The organism is Neglectibacter sp. CSJ-5 (genome assembly GCF_032490475.1).
Lineage (GTDB): Bacteria > Bacillota > Clostridia > Oscillospirales > Acutalibacteraceae > Hominenteromicrobium > Hominenteromicrobium mulieris.
The window spans coordinates 64609-79709 of the sequence record NZ_JAVYJC010000002.1 but is presented as its reverse complement, the minus strand read 5'-3'; the positions used below and the strand labels follow the sequence as shown (position 1 = coordinate 79709).

Here is a 15101-nt window from a genome sequence, read left to right as displayed (position 1 = left end):
GGCTCGAAGCCTGTATACCACTTTTTGTGTTTTCGGGCATCGCAATCCCGTCGTTTCGACGGGCTACCTCTACCTTGAAAGGATTTATTTATGCTGGATGTCTTTCTCGACGCACTCATCGATTCGTTAAAAACGCTGCCGTTTCTGTTTGCCGCGTACTTTCTCATTGAGTATTTAGAGCACCGTGCAAGCAGCAAAATGGAACGCGGTCTGCAAAAGCTCGGCAAATTCGGCCCCATCGGCGGCGCGCTCCTCGGCGTTGTGCCGCAGTGCGGCTTCTCCGTGGCGGCAGCAAATTTCTACGCCGGACGCATCATCACAGTCGGCACACTGCTCGCCGTGTTCCTTTCCACAAGCGATGAAGCCCTGCCGATTCTGTTCTCACACCCGGAGCAGATGCAGTACATTTTGCCGATGCTGCTCATCAAAGTCGCCTCCGGCATCGTGTTCGGCTTTCTGGCCGACCTCATTTTACAGCGCTTTTTCCACCCTAAAAAAGAGAAGCCGTTTGAGGAGCTGTGCGCGGACTGCGACTGCGACCACCACAGCCTGTTGCACTCCGCCTTGCACCACACAATCAGCATTTTTCTCTTTATCCTCGTCGTAAACCTCGTGCTCGGCTATGCCATTTATTTTATCGGGGAAGACCGCATTTCCGGCTTACTTTTAAACGGCAGCGTCTTTCAGCCGTTCCTGACGGCGCTCATTGGACTCATTCCGAACTGTGCGGCATCCGTGATCTTAACGGAGCTGTTCACGCTGGGCAGCCTGCAATTCGGCTCCTGCGTGGCGGGCTTATGCGCCGGTGCGGGCGTGGGCCTTGTCGTGCTGTTCCGCACAAACCACCGCGTAAAAGAGAACCTTGCCATCGTCGGTACGCTGTACGCCTGCTCCGTCGTGACCGGCATGCTTGTAAATTTGATTTTCTAGACTTAAATATATGCAAAAACGACCGAAAGCCTTTGCACAGCGCTTTCGGTCGTTTTTGTTTACATGTATTTCTCGATGAATTCCGATAGAGAGGGAATTTCCTCATGCTTACGGTATCGGCTGCCGTCCGCTTCGCGGTCTAAAAGATATTTGTTATAAAGCTCGCGGCGCAGGGTAGCGGGATCTTTGAAGCACGTCCATGTGTTGATAACTTCTTGAGGTGAACTTTACAACACGGCACCCATGCAGTGCGTATCGGTGCAGCTCTCAATGCGCACAGAGCGAATCTCGCCCGCAAGGGACGTACCGCTTGCCACCGCAACAGGTGTATAGTTCATGGAATAGCCCTCCCAAACGCCTTTTTGAATCTCGCGCTCGAAAAGCACTTCCTCCGTGCGACCGATTTGCGCTTTAAAAAACGCCTGCTGCGTTGCGGTCGTCACGCGGATCATCTCGTGGCTGCGCGCTTCCTTTACGGCATTCGTCAGCTGATCGCCCATGTCATAGGCACGGGTGCCGGGGCGGCGGGAATAGGCAAACACGTGTACTTTTGCAAATGCGATCTCTTCTGCAAACGCCAAAGATTCCGCAAATTCTTCATCCGTTTCGCCCGCGAAGCCGACCATGATGTCCGTCGTGATGGCAGCATTTTCAAACGCTGCGCGCAGGTTGCGCACGATGGTGCGGTATTCGTCTGCGGTGTAGTGGCGGTTCATGCGCTTTAAAGTCGCATCGCAGCCGCTTTGCAAGGAGAGGTGGAACTGTGGGCACAGCTTTTTCTGCTTTGCCATGCGCCGGATCACGTCTTCCGAAAGCTGCTCCGGCTCCAAGGAGCCGAGGCGCACACGCTCAATACCCGGCGTAGCGCAGGCCGCTTCAATGGCGTCACACAGATGCAGACCGAACTCCTGTCCGTATGCCGAAAGGTTGATGCCCGTCAGCACCACTTCTTTGTAGCCGTTCGCGCCAAGCCCCGCAAGCTCCGCCTTGAGGTCTTCAAGCGGCTTCGAGCGCACACGGCCGCGGGCATAGGGAATGATACAGTATGAGCAAAAGCGGTTGCACCCGTCTTCAATCTTCACAAATGCACGCGTGCGCCCTGTAAAGTTCTCCACATTGAGATTCTCAAATTTTTCATCGTTCGTGTGCGGCGCAATGTCGATGATGCGCTGGCGTGCAGAAAGAAACGCCAACAGATCCGGCACCAGACGCTTGCGGTTCGAGGTGCCGAGGATAATATCGGCTTCCTCCAGTCGCCTTGCGTCCTCCGGGAACGCCTGTGCCATGCAGCCCGTCAGCACCATAACGGCATCCGGGTTATCTTTTTTCGCGCGGCGAAAAATCTGCCGCACCTTGCGGTCACTTTCGGCCGTGACCGTGCAGGAGTTGAGGATTACGACGTCCGCCGTTTCCTTGTCCTCCGCTGCGGCAAAGCCGTGCTGCAAAAGGGAAGAGAGCATCGCTTCCGATTCATACTGGTTCACCTTGCAGCCGAGGGTGATGACCTTTGCTTTCATCATATATTTTAATTTCCTTTCGTCACACGTCGTTTTCTTCCAGCCAAAGCGTCAGCTCCGTCCAGTCATTCATCAGGCTGTCCGCAAGCGCCTTTTGCTCAGTGATCTTATTCGTGATTTCCATCATTTTTTCGTAATCGCTCGCCGTCTCGGGGTTGGAGAGCTGCCCGTTCAGCGTGTCAATTTCCGCTTCCGCCGCTTCGATCTCGCGCTCGCATTTCGAAAGTGCGGCACGGCGCTTCCGAATTTCAGAGGCACGCTCTTTCTTTTGTTTATAGACTGTATTGGCTTTCGGCACAGCGTTTTCATTTTCCGCTTCGGCAGCGGCTTTTGCGGCTTCCTGCTTTTGACGGGCCTCAAGATATGCGTCGTAGTTGCCGAGGTACAGCGTTGTGCCGGAAGGGGTGAGATAGTAGATTTTATCCGCAAGCTTGTTGATAAGATAACGGTCATGCGAAACGACGAACAGCGTGCCATCGTAGCCCAAAAGTGCGTTTTCAAGCGCCTCGCAGGAGCCGATATCGAGGTGGTTCGTCGGTTCGTCGAGGATCAAAAGGTTCGCTTTGGAAAGCATCAGCTTTAAAAGCAGCACGCGCGCACGCTCGCCGCCGGAAAGCCCTTTCACGGGCTTATACACGTCTTCGCCTTTAAAAAGGAACACCGCCAATGCGCTACGCACCTGCGTCTGCGTCATGTAGGGGTGCAGATCCCAGATCTCATCGATGACCGTCTTACTCTCATCTAAATTGCCTTGCGCCTGATCGTAGTAGCCGATGTCGATATTCGCGCCAAAGCGGAAATCGCCGAAGGTTTGCTTATAAATGTGCAACAGCACTTTCAGCAAAGACGTTTTTCCGCAGCCGTTCGGGCCGATGAGGAACACCTTTTCGCCGCGTTTGATATCGAGATTCACATTTTTAAAGAGCCTGTGGTCGCCGAATGAGAGGGCAAGCTCTTCCGCTTCCAGAACATCATTGCCGCCGCGCTGGCTCGCCTTAAACTGAAATTTGATGGTATCCGGATCATCCTCCGGCTTTTCAAGCGTCGCCTGCAAACGGTCAATGGATTTCTGCTTGCTCGCAATCGTCACATAGTTGCGCTCCTGATTGAACCGCTTCTGCTGCTCAATGATACCCTCTATGCGCTTGATCTCGCGCTGGGTGTTATCGTAAACGCGCTGCATCGCAAGGCGGTTTTCTTCTTTCAGCTGCAAATATTTCGTATAATTGCCCTTATATTCTGTCAAATGCGTGTTTTCAATCTCAAATGTGCGGTTCGTCACAGCATCAAGGAAATAACGGTCGTGCGAAATAACGATGTACGACCCGTTGTAATTCTTCAGAAAATCCTCCAGCCATTCAACAGACGGAATATCAAGGTGGTTCGTCGGCTCGTCCAGCAACAGCAAATTCGATTCGCCGAGCAGCATTTTTGCGAGCTGAATTTTCGCTTTCTGTCCGCCGCTCAAAACACCGATAGGAGCATAGATCTGCTCCGGCGCAAAGCCGAGACCGATGAGTGTGCTTTTTGCACGGTTGCGGCAGGTGAGGCCGCCGTCTGCGATGAAACGATCGTTTAGCTCCGCCTGCTTTTCGATAAGCTCGTTAAGGTTTTCCGGCATTTCCGAAATTTTCGTCGTGAGCACTTCTATCTCTGCTTCCATTTTGAGCAGCGGCGCGAACACCGTCATCACTTCGTCAAATGCCGGTTTTTCCATATCGCGGCAAACATGCTGCTCCATGTAGCCGATGGACGTTTCGCGCGCCGGGGTAAAGGTGCCTTCGTCCGCCGTATATTCTCCGTTCAGTACCTTGAAAAGCGTCGTCTTTCCGGAGCCGTTAATGCCTACAAGGCCAATACGGTCGCCTTTCTGCACTTCAAATGTAATATTCTGAATGATCACATCGGTGCCGAACATCTTTTTTATGCTGTTCACCGTAAGTATTGCCATAGTTGTTCTCCTCGGTTCATATTCCGTTTTATTATACCGAAAGATAGCCTTCAAATCAAGCAAAAACCAGGACAAAATCACGCCCTGCGGGCGAAAATCGCAGAGATTTGACGTTTCTTTCCGATTTTAAGGTCAAAATAGAAAAAAGTATACGGTTTCGCTTGATTTTTCCCCGAAAACTGTTGTATAATAACACTACTTTAAGAGACAGATTTGGTGTGTTAGAACTTTGGAGGGTTTTCCATGAAATGTCCCTATTGCGGATACAGTGAAAGTAAGGTCATCGATTCCAGGCCAACCGATGAGGGGGAGCGCATTCGCCGCCGCCGTGAGTGCTTAAACTGCGCAAAACGCTTTACGACCTATGAAGTCATTGAGACTGTGCCGGTGGTCGTTGTAAAAAAAGATAAATCCCGCGAGGCTTTTGACCGCAACAAGCTGTTGAACGGCCTTCTGCGCGCCTGCGAAAAACGCCCCGTACCGCTTGAAACACTGGAGCGCATCGTAGACGAGATTGAAACGCTCCTGCAAAACTCGCTCGACCGTGAAGTGCCGTCCACGCTCATCGGCACTTATGCCATGGATAAGCTCAAGAAGGTCGATGAAGTCGCCTATGTTCGCTTTGCTTCCGTTTACCGTGAATTCAAAGACATCAATACGTTCATGGACGAGCTCAATAAGATCAAGGCCGAGCGCAACCGATAAATTCAGATTATGTAGCAGCAGTCCCAACGCGATATGGGGCTGCTGTTTTTTGCTTTAAAACACATTTTCAAATGCGATGCGCTCTGTTTTTTGAATGTGCTCCGCCGTGTTTTTCACCATCTGGCATTCGGCGCGCGCTAAGGACACCTCCTCCTGCTCAATATAATAGGGCAGCACGGCGAAAATGTTTTCCAGCGGCTCCAAATGCTCGTGCGGCAGGAAAACGCACAGTTTATCGTGTATTTTCTCCCAGTCTGCCTGCAATTTTCGGCTTTCCTCCAAGGCTTTTTCCGCTTCGCCGTCGGAAAGCAGCCGGTCGATATTTTCCGCGGACACAATCAGTGTATTCGCAGATCTTGCCGTGTTGCAGTAACCAAAGATACACACCGCCACAGCAAATACCGCCAAAACGATTGAAAAGGCCATGCGCTTCATTTTTTCACTCCCTTTTTTAGGCTGCCGTCCCGCCGAATGAGCGTATAATGTCCGGCTGTGTTTACCGTTAGAATAAACACTTCGGGAAGCGGTACGGCTTCGCTTTTTAATATGCTGTGTATCCACTCTTCATTTTTGCCGCACAAGTGCATAGAGCCCACAGAAAGGTCTCCGTCGCTCACCACAACGACTTCAAGACTCTCGTCTTTCACTTTCACGCCCATATCGCTCGGACGCAGGTAATCGACGGCGGCTTTTTTAACGACACTCAGCGTGCCGTTCGTCTCTACAATGGCATATGTCACATCCGAAAGCACAAAAACATCCTTTTGCCGCAGCTGCTCAAAAAGGTCTTCTACGCTCATGCGCAGCTCCTGCATGTTTTCCTGAATGATACGCCCATCTTTGATGATGACGACCGGCTTGCCGCACACCAACCGGTGAAAACGGCTGCTTTTAAGCATAAAAACCGAAACGAGCACCTCGAGCGCAATGAGCACCAAAATGGGGATGAGCCCGCTGAAAAGCGGCTGACCGCTGTCCTGCATCGGGATCACCGCAAGGTCGGAGATGAGCAGCGTCACGACCAATTCACTCGTTTGCAGTTGGTTGATCTGCCGTTTGCCCATAACGCGAACAGCCAAAATAATCGTAAAATACAAGATGATCGTGCGCACAAACGAAATAAACATGGCGTTTTCCTTTCCGTATGTCTTCGTCGCTATTATGCGTCTTCGAGCGTATAAAATACGGCCTTTCAGTAAAATCTACACAGGAGAACCATGCGGAAAGGAAACTGCTAATGGAAAACTTATCTGAACACTTAAAGGAAAACATAACATATATAAATGGGTTATTTGAAAACGCCATGGATTATATCGAGCGCGAATTTATGGTCGGCACGGTACCGGCCGCGCTGCTCACCATGGACGGGCTCGTCAGCAAGCAGCACATTACTTTGAGCATTTTAAATCCGTTGATGCGCGCGAAAATTCCGACGGATAACGGCAAAGAAACGCTTTTGTTTATCGAAGAAAACGTGCTGTGCGCCGTAGAGCAAGCCGAGCTTTCCACCGTCAGTGAAGTGCTCGAACGCATGATGAACGGCTTTGCGGTGCTGCTGCTCGATAACTGTCCGACAGCGCTCGCGTTCGGCACGCAGGGCTTTGCTGCGCGCGGGGTAGATGAGCCCGATACGGAAGTTATGCAGCGCGGCTCCCGCGAAGGCTTTGTGGAAACCTACCAGACAAACATTTCGCTTTTACGACGCCGTCTCAAAACGACCGAGCTCAAATTTGAAAAGGTGACGGTTGGCGAAGAGAGCCAAACACCGGCTGCGCTGTGCTATTTAAAAAACATCGCGGACCCGAAGATCATTAACACACTCAAAAAGCGGCTTTCCGCATGTAATCTAAAAGACGTGCTCGCAGCAGGATATTTGGCGGGTTACTTGGAGCGTCCCGCGATTTTTGATCGCGTAGGTTTTACCGAGCGCCCCGATACCTTATGCGGCAAACTGCATGAGGGGCGCATCGGGCTGCTTATAGACGGCACGCCCACAGCGCTTTACGTGCCGTATCTCTTCGTTGAAAACTTTCAGACCGCCGACGATTATGCAAACCGTCCGTTTTACGCCACGTTCACGCGCTGGCTGAAATACATTGCGTTTTTCCTTGCGATTTTTCTGCCGGGGCTGTATGTCGGCATCGCCGCACACGATCCGGAGCTGCTGCCGGAAACACTGCTCGTTACCATTGCACAGGCAGAGCGCAGTACGCCGTTTCCCGTCATGTTAGAAGCGATTTTGCTTTACTTTATGTATGAACTGATGCGCGAAGCCGGACTGCGCGTACCGAAACCGCTCGGCAGCTCTGTCGGCATCGTGGGCGGTCTTGTCATCGGCGAGACCGCCGTTTCCGCAGGGCTCGTCAGCGCACCGTCGCTCGTCGTCATCGCCGTCACGGTCATTACCGGGTACACGGTTCCGAAATTATACGAGCCCATGGCTGTACTGCGTCTTACTTTTATTTTGGTGGGCGGTATATGGGGTGTGTGGGGCGTGCTTGCAGGCTTTACGTTTTTATTATTCGAGCTTTGCGGCAAAACAAGCTTTTCCGTGCCGTTTTTGGCCCCGGTCGCACCATTTCGGCTTTCCGCCATGCGGGATGTGCTTGTACGCGCGGGATGGAAACGATTAGTGCGTCATAACGCCTCCGTACAACGCATGCCCGGCGCGGGAAAGGGGGAAAAGCACCTGTGAAAACCAAGATCAGTGCTTTGCAGCTTTACCTTATGCTGTTTCTTTCACGCGTTATCGTCAGCATCACAATCAATGTGCAAACCGTTGGCGGCAGCAATTTGATTGAAAGTATTTTCTCTTCGCTCGGGCTGTTTTTGTACCTTACGGTGTTTTCTCTGCCGCTTTTCGTGCTGCACAAAAGCCACCCGGAAGCATCGCTTCTGCAAATCGCAGAGAACAACTGCGGCCGCGGTGTTTCTGTACCGATGTCCGCAATTTACGCGCTTTATTTTATAGTGATGAACATTTTCAGTCTTTCGCTTTTTCTGACGCTGCTCGTCAACACTACAGACCCCGTCGCTTCGCGTTTTTCCATCGTCCTTGTCGTGCTCGGCATCGCACTTTATGGTGCCATTCGCGGTATAGAAACCATCTCGCGCGCCTCGGTATGCATTTTCACGCTGTTCATGCTCGGCATGGGGATGATTTTTCTCGCCGTCTCGCCGAACGTCACGCCGCATTATCTCATGCCGCTTTTCTATGACGGCATAGACCAAACCGTACAGGGGTTTCTCGTCTTCACAGCGCGCTGTTCTTCGCTTGCCGAGTTTGCCGTTTTGATGCCGTTTCTTACAAATACGGATACAAAAAGCGGTAAAAGTCACCGCGTGCTCGGCTTTGCCGTTTGGAACGGCGGCATCACCGTGTTTTTGGGCGTGCTTTTGTTTTTCATCGTCTCATGTCTCGGCGAGTACGCCGCGCTGCAAGTTTTCCCCGCATACACGCTCGCTTCCATCGCGGAGATTGCCGGCATTCAGCGGCTGGACGCGCTTTTCATCGGCATCAGCATGATGGCGCTCATCGTGCGTATTGCCTGCGGATTATTCTGCATCGCCGTGTGTATGACACCTATCCCGACACGCCCGCGTGCGTGGCTGACGGCACTCATAGCCGCGCTGACAGCAGTTCTGTCCCTATGGCTCACAGACTCCGCCGCACGCGTCGGGGCCGTGTTCCGCACCGCGTATCTGCTGCCGTTTTCCGTTTTGACCGGCGCTATGCTGCCGAGTTTGCTTTGGTTTTTCGACTGCATCAAAAAGAAGAGGAGACGCGCCGCATGAAAAAAGCACTCACATCCGTTTTACTTTCGCTCATTTTGACGCTCACCGCTTCAGGCTGCGCGCCGGAGCTTTACGAGCGCTTGCTCATCAGCGCAATCGGCGTAGACCGCACGGCAACCGGCTGCCGCGTGACGGTGCTCGCTTCCGAAACGACGGAGGACGGAGGGCAGAGCACCTTTTCCGGTGAGGGCGATACCGTCCCCGAAGCGCTCAGTCAAATCGCGCTCGAAAGCGGCCGCACGCCGCTGTATTCGCACAACGCCGCCATCCTTTTCGGTATGCAATGCGCAGAAAGCGGTATCGCCGAACAACTGGATTTCTTTATCCGCCACTACGATTCCCGCCCGACCGCCAAAGTTTTCCTCGCAGAAGATACCGCCGAAAGCGTCCTGTTACAGACAGATCTCACCGCCGAACGCTTCATGCAGCTTTCAAACGGCGCAAAATACAGCGGGGCCGCGGCAGACGTGAATTTGCTGCAGCTTGTAAACGGTCTTTACGGCATAAACACCACTGCCGCGCTGCCCGTTCTGCGCGCCGATGATTTGCCCACGCCCGTCGGCACAGCCGTTCTGCAAAGCTACCGCCTGTGCGCCGTGCTCACGCCGGCGGAAACACAAGGGCTTAGTGCCTTGCAGGGTACACTTTCGGGCGGCGAATTCACCGTAAAAGACGAAGCTTTCGGCACGGTATCGCTTAAAGTCCGCAGCACAAACAGCAACATTATCTTCACAGGCACAGCAGAACATCCCAAGTTTACCGCCAGAATTCATGTTATCGCCGAAGTTTCTGCCGTCACAAATACCGCAAAGCACGTAGGGAACGAAGCATTTCCGCGCTTTGAGACTGCCCTTGCCAACTGCACTGAGGAACGCATCGCCGCTTATCTCAAAAACGCAAACGGAGCCGATGCCGCAGGTCTCAGCGAAGTCATTTTCCGCACCGCGCCAAATGTGTGGCGTGAAATGGGGGAAAGCCGCGCAGAAAAGCTCTCAAAAGCCGAAATTACCCTTCACGTCACTGCCGAAGTACAGCGCGTGGAAGAGGAGGATATTCCGTATTTTTAGAGCAACAGCTGCACTTTATAGCAATCGGTCGCCGGAGCGCATAGGAAAAGCCTGCAAATCGCACATCATATTCCATCCTTTTTTCGAATAGAACATTCTATGCGCCATGCAGGCTTTTGTTCGTTACAAATTTGATTATTTCTTGGCTTTTTTCTCGTCGGACAGCGCCATTAAAATGCGCTGGGCAACCGCTTGCCGCGCCGTAGCTTCCGCTGCAAGCTTCAACGCCGCTGCACGCAAGGCCGCTGCGTCACTTTCCGGGTGCACGCCCGCTGCCGTCTCGTGCAAAGCGCCGCTCTGCGCCGCCGCAAAGTCTTTATAAAGCTGCTCCGCGTCTTCATCGCCGGAAAACAGCACGGCAATATCCTGAATGGAAAGCACCTGCTTCAGCAATCCCACCATCATCAGCTTAGAAAGATGCTCCTTGCTGTACTTTTTGTGCACGGGATGATCCACAACGCCGCTTTTCACGTAATTATTGATCATACTGTTCGTCAATAAACTCTGCTTTTCATCGCGTTCAAAAAGAGACAGCGCTTCACCTGTAAACATCATCACCTGATCCATATAAAGGGGAATAGAGGGTAGGGCGCTCCAATTCGGCAGTGCAAATTCTTCGGCTTCCTGCAGCCATTTACCGCAATCAAATTCAATCTTGCTCATTTTCACAACGACTCCTTTTGTTTTTCATAAACAGTATACGGCATTTTTTTTCGCATTGCAAGCGCTTTTCTTTGGCTGTTTTATTGTTTTTGGAAAAAAACGGTCAAAATTCCATTATGGGCTTGACAAACCTACTCAGTTTTTGTATAATTAATAACAGTCAAATCGGCTCTGTAAAATGCACAAAAAATGTGCTTGACAAAGCATGCTCTGTGTGTTATAATACCACTTGTTCTGAAATGGAGAGGTGTCCGAGTGGTTTAAGGAGCTAGTCTTGAAAACTAGTGATCTCGTAAGGGACCAAGAGTTCGAATCTCTTCCTCTCCGCCACATTTTTCTTTTATATTCACCATGGAGAAGTACCCAAGTGGTGAAGGGGCTCCCCTGCTAAGGGAGTAGGTCGGGTAACCGGCGCATGGGTTCAAATCCCATCTTCTCCGCCAAAAGTCCACCGTAATTTTGATAGAATTACGGTGGACTTTTTCTATGCCCGAAAACCGCTTAAAATAAGGCTTTTCGGCTGTTTCAGCACATAAGCGAACCCCGCTGCAGAGCAATTCTGCGGCGGGGTTCGTATTTTTTGCGAGGCTGTACAAGCAGAAAATCAAATCCCATCATTCTTCCGCCAGATCGGCAATCAACTTGACGTCGCTGACGGCCAGCGCAAGCTGAAGCTTGTTTTCCAGCCCGGTTTTTTGCAGCATATTTGACACATGGAATTTGACCGTTGACATCTCGCAGCCCATCTCTGCCGCAATGCGCGTGTAAGACAGTCCCCGCAGCAGATGCCGCAAAACCTTCAGTTCCGTCTTTGTAAACTCCGTGCTTTTTGCCATGCCGATCTCAACTGTCGGGGGTGCGTCCGGAAAAACATGTTCCCCCGCCAGCGTTTGCCGGACGACATCCATCAAGCGCTTCTGCGTCGAGTCCTTGTACCACAGGCTGTCGGCCCCGGCCTTCTTTGCCTCATCCAGAACGGCACCGTCGATCAGCGAAGTCACAACAATGATTTTAATCTTCGGCTGTATGGCTTTAATCTGGCGAACAGCAATCAACCCGTTCTCACGGTTCTCTGTTTGCACATCCATCAAAATCAGATCGACAGAATTTGTCCTGCACATCTCGACTGCTTGTTTCGCGCCTGGAATGGACGCCGTGATCCGGTATCCGTCCTCGGCGCGAAAATAGCTTTCCAACAGACTGCGAATCATGGTCTGGTCTTCAACGATCATCACCTTCATATGCTGCTTCCTCCTTTTCCTGCAAACTGAGCATCAACTTAAAGCGAGGGACGCTCTGGATCTCCATTTTGCCGCCGGATTCTTCTATGCGTTGACGCAGCATAGAAAGACCTCCGCCTTCTGTGATTTTTCCCTTTGGTGCCGCACCGTTGTTGGTTAGGGAGACCGCTATGCAGTCCGGCTTTTGCCAAAAGCACACATACAGCTCTGTTCCGTCGGCGTGACGGACACAGTTCGATGCACATTCGCTGATTGCCAGTGCAATCAGTGCGCGCATACGCTGCGTTCGCGGCTCATCTCCTGCCAGCAGAACTCTGACGCCAAGCTTTTCCGCTCGTTCTTTTGCGGCTTCCAACGGTTCGGATTGCGCTCTCATCTGACTGGAGCGGTAAAGCACTGAAATGGACTGCTCCCACAACGCTGCGGTTGCACGAATTTCCTTCTGGTCTGTGTTTTGGAGCAGCACGCGCCGCGTCGCGAGAATGCTGTGTCCAATGTCATCGTGCACGCGCAACTTCATGGCCAGCGTTTCTTCCTCCCGAATGATCTCCGGCATCTGCGCAAGCAGCCGCCTGAGCCGCTTGTTTGTTTTCTCCAGCTTCGCATTTTCCGCTTTTAGCTGGTTCTGCTTCTGAATCAGCTCCGTAACGTCTGCGGCAGTGATTTGTGTATATCGGGCACCTGCTTTTGTTGTGATCTGCTCCTGCGCAAAGCGCAGCGCTGTTCCGTCCGGAAAGCGGTAAATCCGAAGGTGCGGATCCAGACAGCACACACTTGCCGGCGGCGCCTGCAGGGCGCTTTGCATCTCTGCCAGCGACTGTATACCGCCTTTTTGCAGCCAGTTCGTAATGGCAAGCATCCGGCGGTTGATGAGCCGCACCACGCCGTTTTTATCGAAAAAGCAGGCCGCGATGGGGAGACTGTCAAAACTTTCCTTGATCCTATCCATGCGCTTTTACCTCCTCGATCTTTCCAGCTTCCGCGTCACATATTGCAGCCCGTCCTCATCCTGCTCCCATTCCAAACCTTGAAAATGCGCGCGCAGCCCACTGAGCGGCTCTGCCGCTGAAACACAAAAAGACACTTCTACCTGCGCACCGACATCTATGGAGATCAGCATTGCACGAAGGGATTCCAGTTCCGTTTCCACGACGGCCTCGAACAGGTCGTAGATCTGCGTCGCCTGTTCGAGGGTAAGCTGGTCATCCCCCTTGACAATTGCCTTACAGTCAGCGCCATAGACACAGATATTCTCGGAAGATTCATTGAGGCATAACCGAAGCTCCTGCACACTGATCGCACCGCGCTGTGCGCCGACAAAAATCAGGTTGCTTCTGCGTTTGATGTAAGTTCCGATAATGATGACCTGCCCGAGCAAACGCCTGGCTCGGTTTTGGTCCTCCGTTTTCTGCAATTCAGCCAGCAGATCCCACAGCATCGCGATCTGCCGATCAATCTGTGCCTCCATCATATCGTACAAGCGGTTTTGCTCCGTCAGCTTCAACCATCTTGCATGCTGTGCATTCTCCGCCGCCAAAACGTCGCCGGTGTCATGCAACTCATCTCGTGTCAATTCCAGCTTCTTTTGAACCTGGCTCAGCGCTGAGATGTCCTCCTTCCAGAACACCCAGCCGCGGCGCAACTTATGCCGTTTCAAAAGTGTATCGTCATCCAGATAGACGGTATCCTGCTGTATATGCCTTAGCTTACTTTGCGGCAAAGTCCCCTGCATGGCGGCAGATACATATTTGGAGCAGAACGCTTGATCGGTAATCTGAACAGGCAGGCTTGTCGCTTCAAAGAGCTCATCGTATCCGAGGTTGGAATGAATCAGTCCGCTTTGAATGCAGCATTCAAGGATGCTTGCAAAAATCAGGCACTGTGACACGGTCATATCGCCCGCAAGCACCCAGACCCAATAGACATTTTTGGCATACGCATAAACATACGCCAGCGAAAGCGCAAACGGAACCAGCGGCAACCAGCGAATTTTCCTGCTATGCGGGATACGACAGTTTTTCACCATCGAAAGAAACGCAAACCCTGCGCACAGAGCCTCCCAGCCCAGCACGAAGAAAAAACCGACCTCATACCGATACTCCCGGTCCGATAAAATGCCGGACGGGAAAGAAAATACCTGCTGATGCAGATCATTGGTCAGAACGAGCAAAAGCAGCAGCAATGTCGGAAGATACAGAAGTTTTGTCCATCGCGGCAGACGAAAGTCCTCTCCCTTGCCCAGCGACTGGGAAACGAAGACCGACAGCATGGGGATAAACAGCATCGGAAAATAATAGAAATACCACAGCAGGCGTTCTGCATCCGTGTTATCAATGGAAAACTTGATTGAGCGCAGCAGAATCCACAGCACCATCAGCGCCGAAATCGCCAGCATGTAGTGCCGCACCTGTACCTGTACGATGCGCGCCCAAAGAGAGTAGCACCACACGCCGAACAAAAATAAATAGATTGCGCTTCGCAGGTAGCTGACAGCCGGAGAATGAAAATAATACCGGCTTGCATGTCGGAGCCACATGGCAAACGCAATGAGCACCAGCAAGCCCACGGCGTACAAAAGGCTTCTTTTCGTCGTTTTGCTCATGCCGCATGCCCCCCAAAAATCAGTATATTTATATGGATAGTATATCATGCGGATAGACAAAAGGCAACACGTTTTGTCCTCTTTATACAGAGAACTGTGACGAAATTTGGCTTTGCAACGGAAAATAATTACAAATCCTATCCAATTGGCGGGGGCGGAAACGGAAGATAACGGCTAAAATATAGATGAAGGATTCAAAGGAAGAGAAAGGCGGTGGAAAAGCACAAATGCGAAGAATTGTATTGGATATGAAGGGCGGACTTCTGTCGGAGGCGGTCATGCAATCACTTTCGGGATGCGACCCGGATTTCCTTATCTACCGTTCTTCAAAGCCGGAAGAAACGCTGGCGTTGTGCCGGACCTGCCGTGCCAATGTGTTGGTGATGGAGGTCATCCGACAGGGAATCTGGAAGCTGAGTGAGAGACTCAAGATCTGCAGTGCCGTAAAGCAACTCGGTTGGACGTGTAAGGTTCTGCTTTTGGTGGATGAGGACGCGGATAAACTGCTTGCCTCCGAAGTGCGGCAGGCGGTAAAGGATCAGTTGGTTGATAATTTTATTTATGCATCGGTATCGCCGACTTACCTCGCGGGCGTAATTGACACGCTTTGAAAGGATGGGTGAGAAATGA

General features: G+C 51.9%; 15 protein-coding genes and 2 tRNA genes. 8 read left to right on the top strand and 9 right to left on the bottom strand.

The window, feature by feature from the left end; all coding sequences use genetic code 11:
* The first annotated feature begins 90 nt into the window (after positions 1-90).
* Complete coding sequence (locus R2K26_RS04450; RefSeq protein ID WP_316518963.1) at positions 91-930, top strand: putative manganese transporter; 840 nt, start codon at positions 91-93, stop codon at positions 928-930.
* A gap of 59 nt (positions 931-989) precedes the next feature.
* Here the strand turns inward: R2K26_RS04450 and R2K26_RS15435 are convergent, their stop codons facing one another.
* From R2K26_RS15435 to abc-f, 3 genes are read right to left on the bottom strand one after another with little or no spacing between them, the layout of a single operon-like run.
* Positions 990-1139, bottom strand: a complete 150-nt coding sequence (locus R2K26_RS15435) for a DUF2087 domain-containing protein (protein ID WP_396897226.1) — start codon at positions 1137-1139, stop codon at positions 990-992.
* A gap of 18 nt (positions 1140-1157) precedes the next feature.
* Complete coding sequence (gene mtaB / locus R2K26_RS04445) at positions 1158-2450, bottom strand: tRNA (N(6)-L-threonylcarbamoyladenosine(37)-C(2))-methylthiotransferase MtaB (protein ID WP_308448349.1); 1293 nt, start codon at positions 2448-2450, stop codon at positions 1158-1160.
* Between the two features lie 19 nt (positions 2451-2469).
* Positions 2470-4398 (bottom strand): ribosomal protection-like ABC-F family protein, encoded by a 1929-nt coding sequence (abc-f, locus tag R2K26_RS04440; RefSeq protein ID WP_316518962.1) that lies wholly within the window; start codon positions 4396-4398, stop codon positions 2470-2472.
* Between the two features lie 243 nt (positions 4399-4641).
* On the opposite strand from abc-f, the gene nrdR reads away from it, so the two are divergent.
* Complete coding sequence (gene nrdR / locus R2K26_RS04435) at positions 4642-5103, top strand: transcriptional regulator NrdR (protein ID WP_176821179.1); 462 nt, start codon at positions 4642-4644, stop codon at positions 5101-5103.
* Positions 5104-5157: 54 nt separating this feature from the next.
* Here nrdR and R2K26_RS04430 read toward each other — a convergent pair whose 3' ends face one another.
* The gene (locus tag R2K26_RS04430) at positions 5158-5538 is read right to left on the bottom strand and encodes a DUF4363 family protein (protein ID WP_316518961.1); all 381 of its coding nucleotides are present in this window, start codon (positions 5536-5538) and stop codon (positions 5158-5160) included.
* A complete protein-coding gene (locus R2K26_RS04425) occupies positions 5535-6230 on the bottom strand; it encodes a DUF421 domain-containing protein (protein ID WP_316518960.1) in 696 nt (231 codons plus the stop codon). The genes R2K26_RS04430 and R2K26_RS04425 overlap by 4 nt, the downstream gene beginning before the upstream one ends.
* Positions 6231-6340: 110 nt before the next feature.
* Here R2K26_RS04425 and R2K26_RS04420 point away from each other — a divergent pair, with 110 nt between their 5' ends.
* The 3 genes from R2K26_RS04420 to R2K26_RS04410 are packed head-to-tail and all read left to right on the top strand — an operon-like array spanning position 6341 to position 9965.
* Complete coding sequence (locus R2K26_RS04420) at positions 6341-7798, top strand: spore germination protein (RefSeq protein WP_316518959.1); 1458 nt, start codon at positions 6341-6343, stop codon at positions 7796-7798.
* Positions 7795-8898: a GerAB/ArcD/ProY family transporter gene (locus tag R2K26_RS04415; RefSeq protein WP_316518958.1), complete on the top strand. Its 1104-nt coding sequence runs from the start codon at positions 7795-7797 to the stop codon at positions 8896-8898. The genes R2K26_RS04420 and R2K26_RS04415 overlap by 4 nt, the downstream gene beginning before the upstream one ends.
* Entirely contained in the window at positions 8895-9965 is a 1071-nt protein-coding gene (locus tag R2K26_RS04410) for a Ger(x)C family spore germination C-terminal domain-containing protein (RefSeq protein WP_316518957.1), read from the top strand. Before R2K26_RS04415 ends, R2K26_RS04410 begins: the two co-directional genes overlap by 4 nt.
* 135 nt (positions 9966-10100) lie before the next feature.
* Here the strand turns inward: R2K26_RS04410 and R2K26_RS04405 are convergent, their stop codons facing one another.
* A complete protein-coding gene (locus tag R2K26_RS04405; RefSeq protein WP_316518956.1) occupies positions 10101-10628 on the bottom strand; it encodes a DUF1836 domain-containing protein in 528 nt (175 codons plus the stop codon).
* 241 nt (positions 10629-10869) lie between these two features.
* Between R2K26_RS04405 and R2K26_RS04400 the strand changes: the two genes are divergently transcribed.
* Together R2K26_RS04400 and R2K26_RS04395 are read left to right on the top strand one after the other, a co-directional pair.
* A tRNA-Ser gene (locus R2K26_RS04400) sits at positions 10870-10958 on the top strand.
* 23 nt (positions 10959-10981) lie between these two features.
* Positions 10982-11071 (top strand) — tRNA-Ser (locus R2K26_RS04395).
* Positions 11072-11242: 171 nt separating this feature from the next.
* Here R2K26_RS04395 and R2K26_RS04390 read toward each other — a convergent pair.
* Genes R2K26_RS04390 through R2K26_RS04380 form a run of 3 tightly spaced genes read right to left on the bottom strand, consistent with a single transcriptional unit; the run spans position 11243 to position 14471 of the window.
* On the bottom strand, positions 11243-11869 hold the full coding sequence (locus R2K26_RS04390) for a response regulator transcription factor (protein ID WP_316518955.1): 627 nt from the start codon (positions 11867-11869) through the stop codon (positions 11243-11245).
* Complete coding sequence (locus R2K26_RS04385; RefSeq protein ID WP_316518954.1) at positions 11850-12818, bottom strand: hypothetical protein; 969 nt, start codon at positions 12816-12818, stop codon at positions 11850-11852. Before R2K26_RS04385 ends, R2K26_RS04390 begins: the two co-directional genes overlap by 20 nt.
* Before the next feature lie 6 nt (positions 12819-12824).
* Positions 12825-14471 (bottom strand): histidine kinase N-terminal 7TM domain-containing protein, encoded by a 1647-nt coding sequence (locus R2K26_RS04380; protein ID WP_316518952.1) that lies wholly within the window; start codon positions 14469-14471, stop codon positions 12825-12827.
* A gap of 227 nt (positions 14472-14698) precedes the next feature.
* Here R2K26_RS04380 and R2K26_RS04375 point away from each other — a divergent pair, with 227 nt between their 5' ends.
* Positions 14699-15082 (top strand): hypothetical protein, encoded by a 384-nt coding sequence (locus tag R2K26_RS04375; protein WP_176821169.1) that lies wholly within the window; start codon positions 14699-14701, stop codon positions 15080-15082.
* Positions 15083-15101: the final 19 nt, after the last annotated feature.

Coding starts and splice junctions, on each gene's coding strand:
- R2K26_RS04450 (WP_316518963.1), top strand. CDS start 91: ATGCTGGATGTCTTTCTCGACGCACTCATCGATTCGTTAAAAACGCTG.
- mtaB (WP_308448349.1), bottom strand. CDS start 2,450: ATGATGAAAGCAAAGGTCATCACCCTCGGCTGCAAGGTGAACCAGTAT.
- abc-f (WP_316518962.1), bottom strand. CDS start 4,398: ATGGCAATACTTACGGTGAACAGCATAAAAAAGATGTTCGGCACCGAT.
- nrdR (WP_176821179.1), top strand. CDS start 4,642: ATGAAATGTCCCTATTGCGGATACAGTGAAAGTAAGGTCATCGATTCC.
- R2K26_RS04430 (WP_316518961.1), bottom strand. CDS start 5,538: ATGAAGCGCATGGCCTTTTCAATCGTTTTGGCGGTATTTGCTGTGGCG.
- R2K26_RS04425 (WP_316518960.1), bottom strand. CDS start 6,230: ATGTTTATTTCGTTTGTGCGCACGATCATCTTGTATTTTACGATTATT.
- R2K26_RS04420 (WP_316518959.1), top strand. CDS start 6,341: ATGGAAAACTTATCTGAACACTTAAAGGAAAACATAACATATATAAAT.
- R2K26_RS04410 (WP_316518957.1), top strand. CDS start 8,895: ATGAAAAAAGCACTCACATCCGTTTTACTTTCGCTCATTTTGACGCTC.
- R2K26_RS04405 (WP_316518956.1), bottom strand. CDS start 10,628: ATGAGCAAGATTGAATTTGATTGCGGTAAATGGCTGCAGGAAGCCGAA.
- R2K26_RS04390 (WP_316518955.1), bottom strand. CDS start 11,869: ATGAAGGTGATGATCGTTGAAGACCAGACCATGATTCGCAGTCTGTTG.
- R2K26_RS04385 (WP_316518954.1), bottom strand. CDS start 12,818: ATGGATAGGATCAAGGAAAGTTTTGACAGTCTCCCCATCGCGGCCTGC.
- R2K26_RS04380 (WP_316518952.1), bottom strand. CDS start 14,471: ATGAGCAAAACGACGAAAAGAAGCCTTTTGTACGCCGTGGGCTTGCTG.
- R2K26_RS04375 (WP_176821169.1), top strand. CDS start 14,699: ATGCGAAGAATTGTATTGGATATGAAGGGCGGACTTCTGTCGGAGGCG.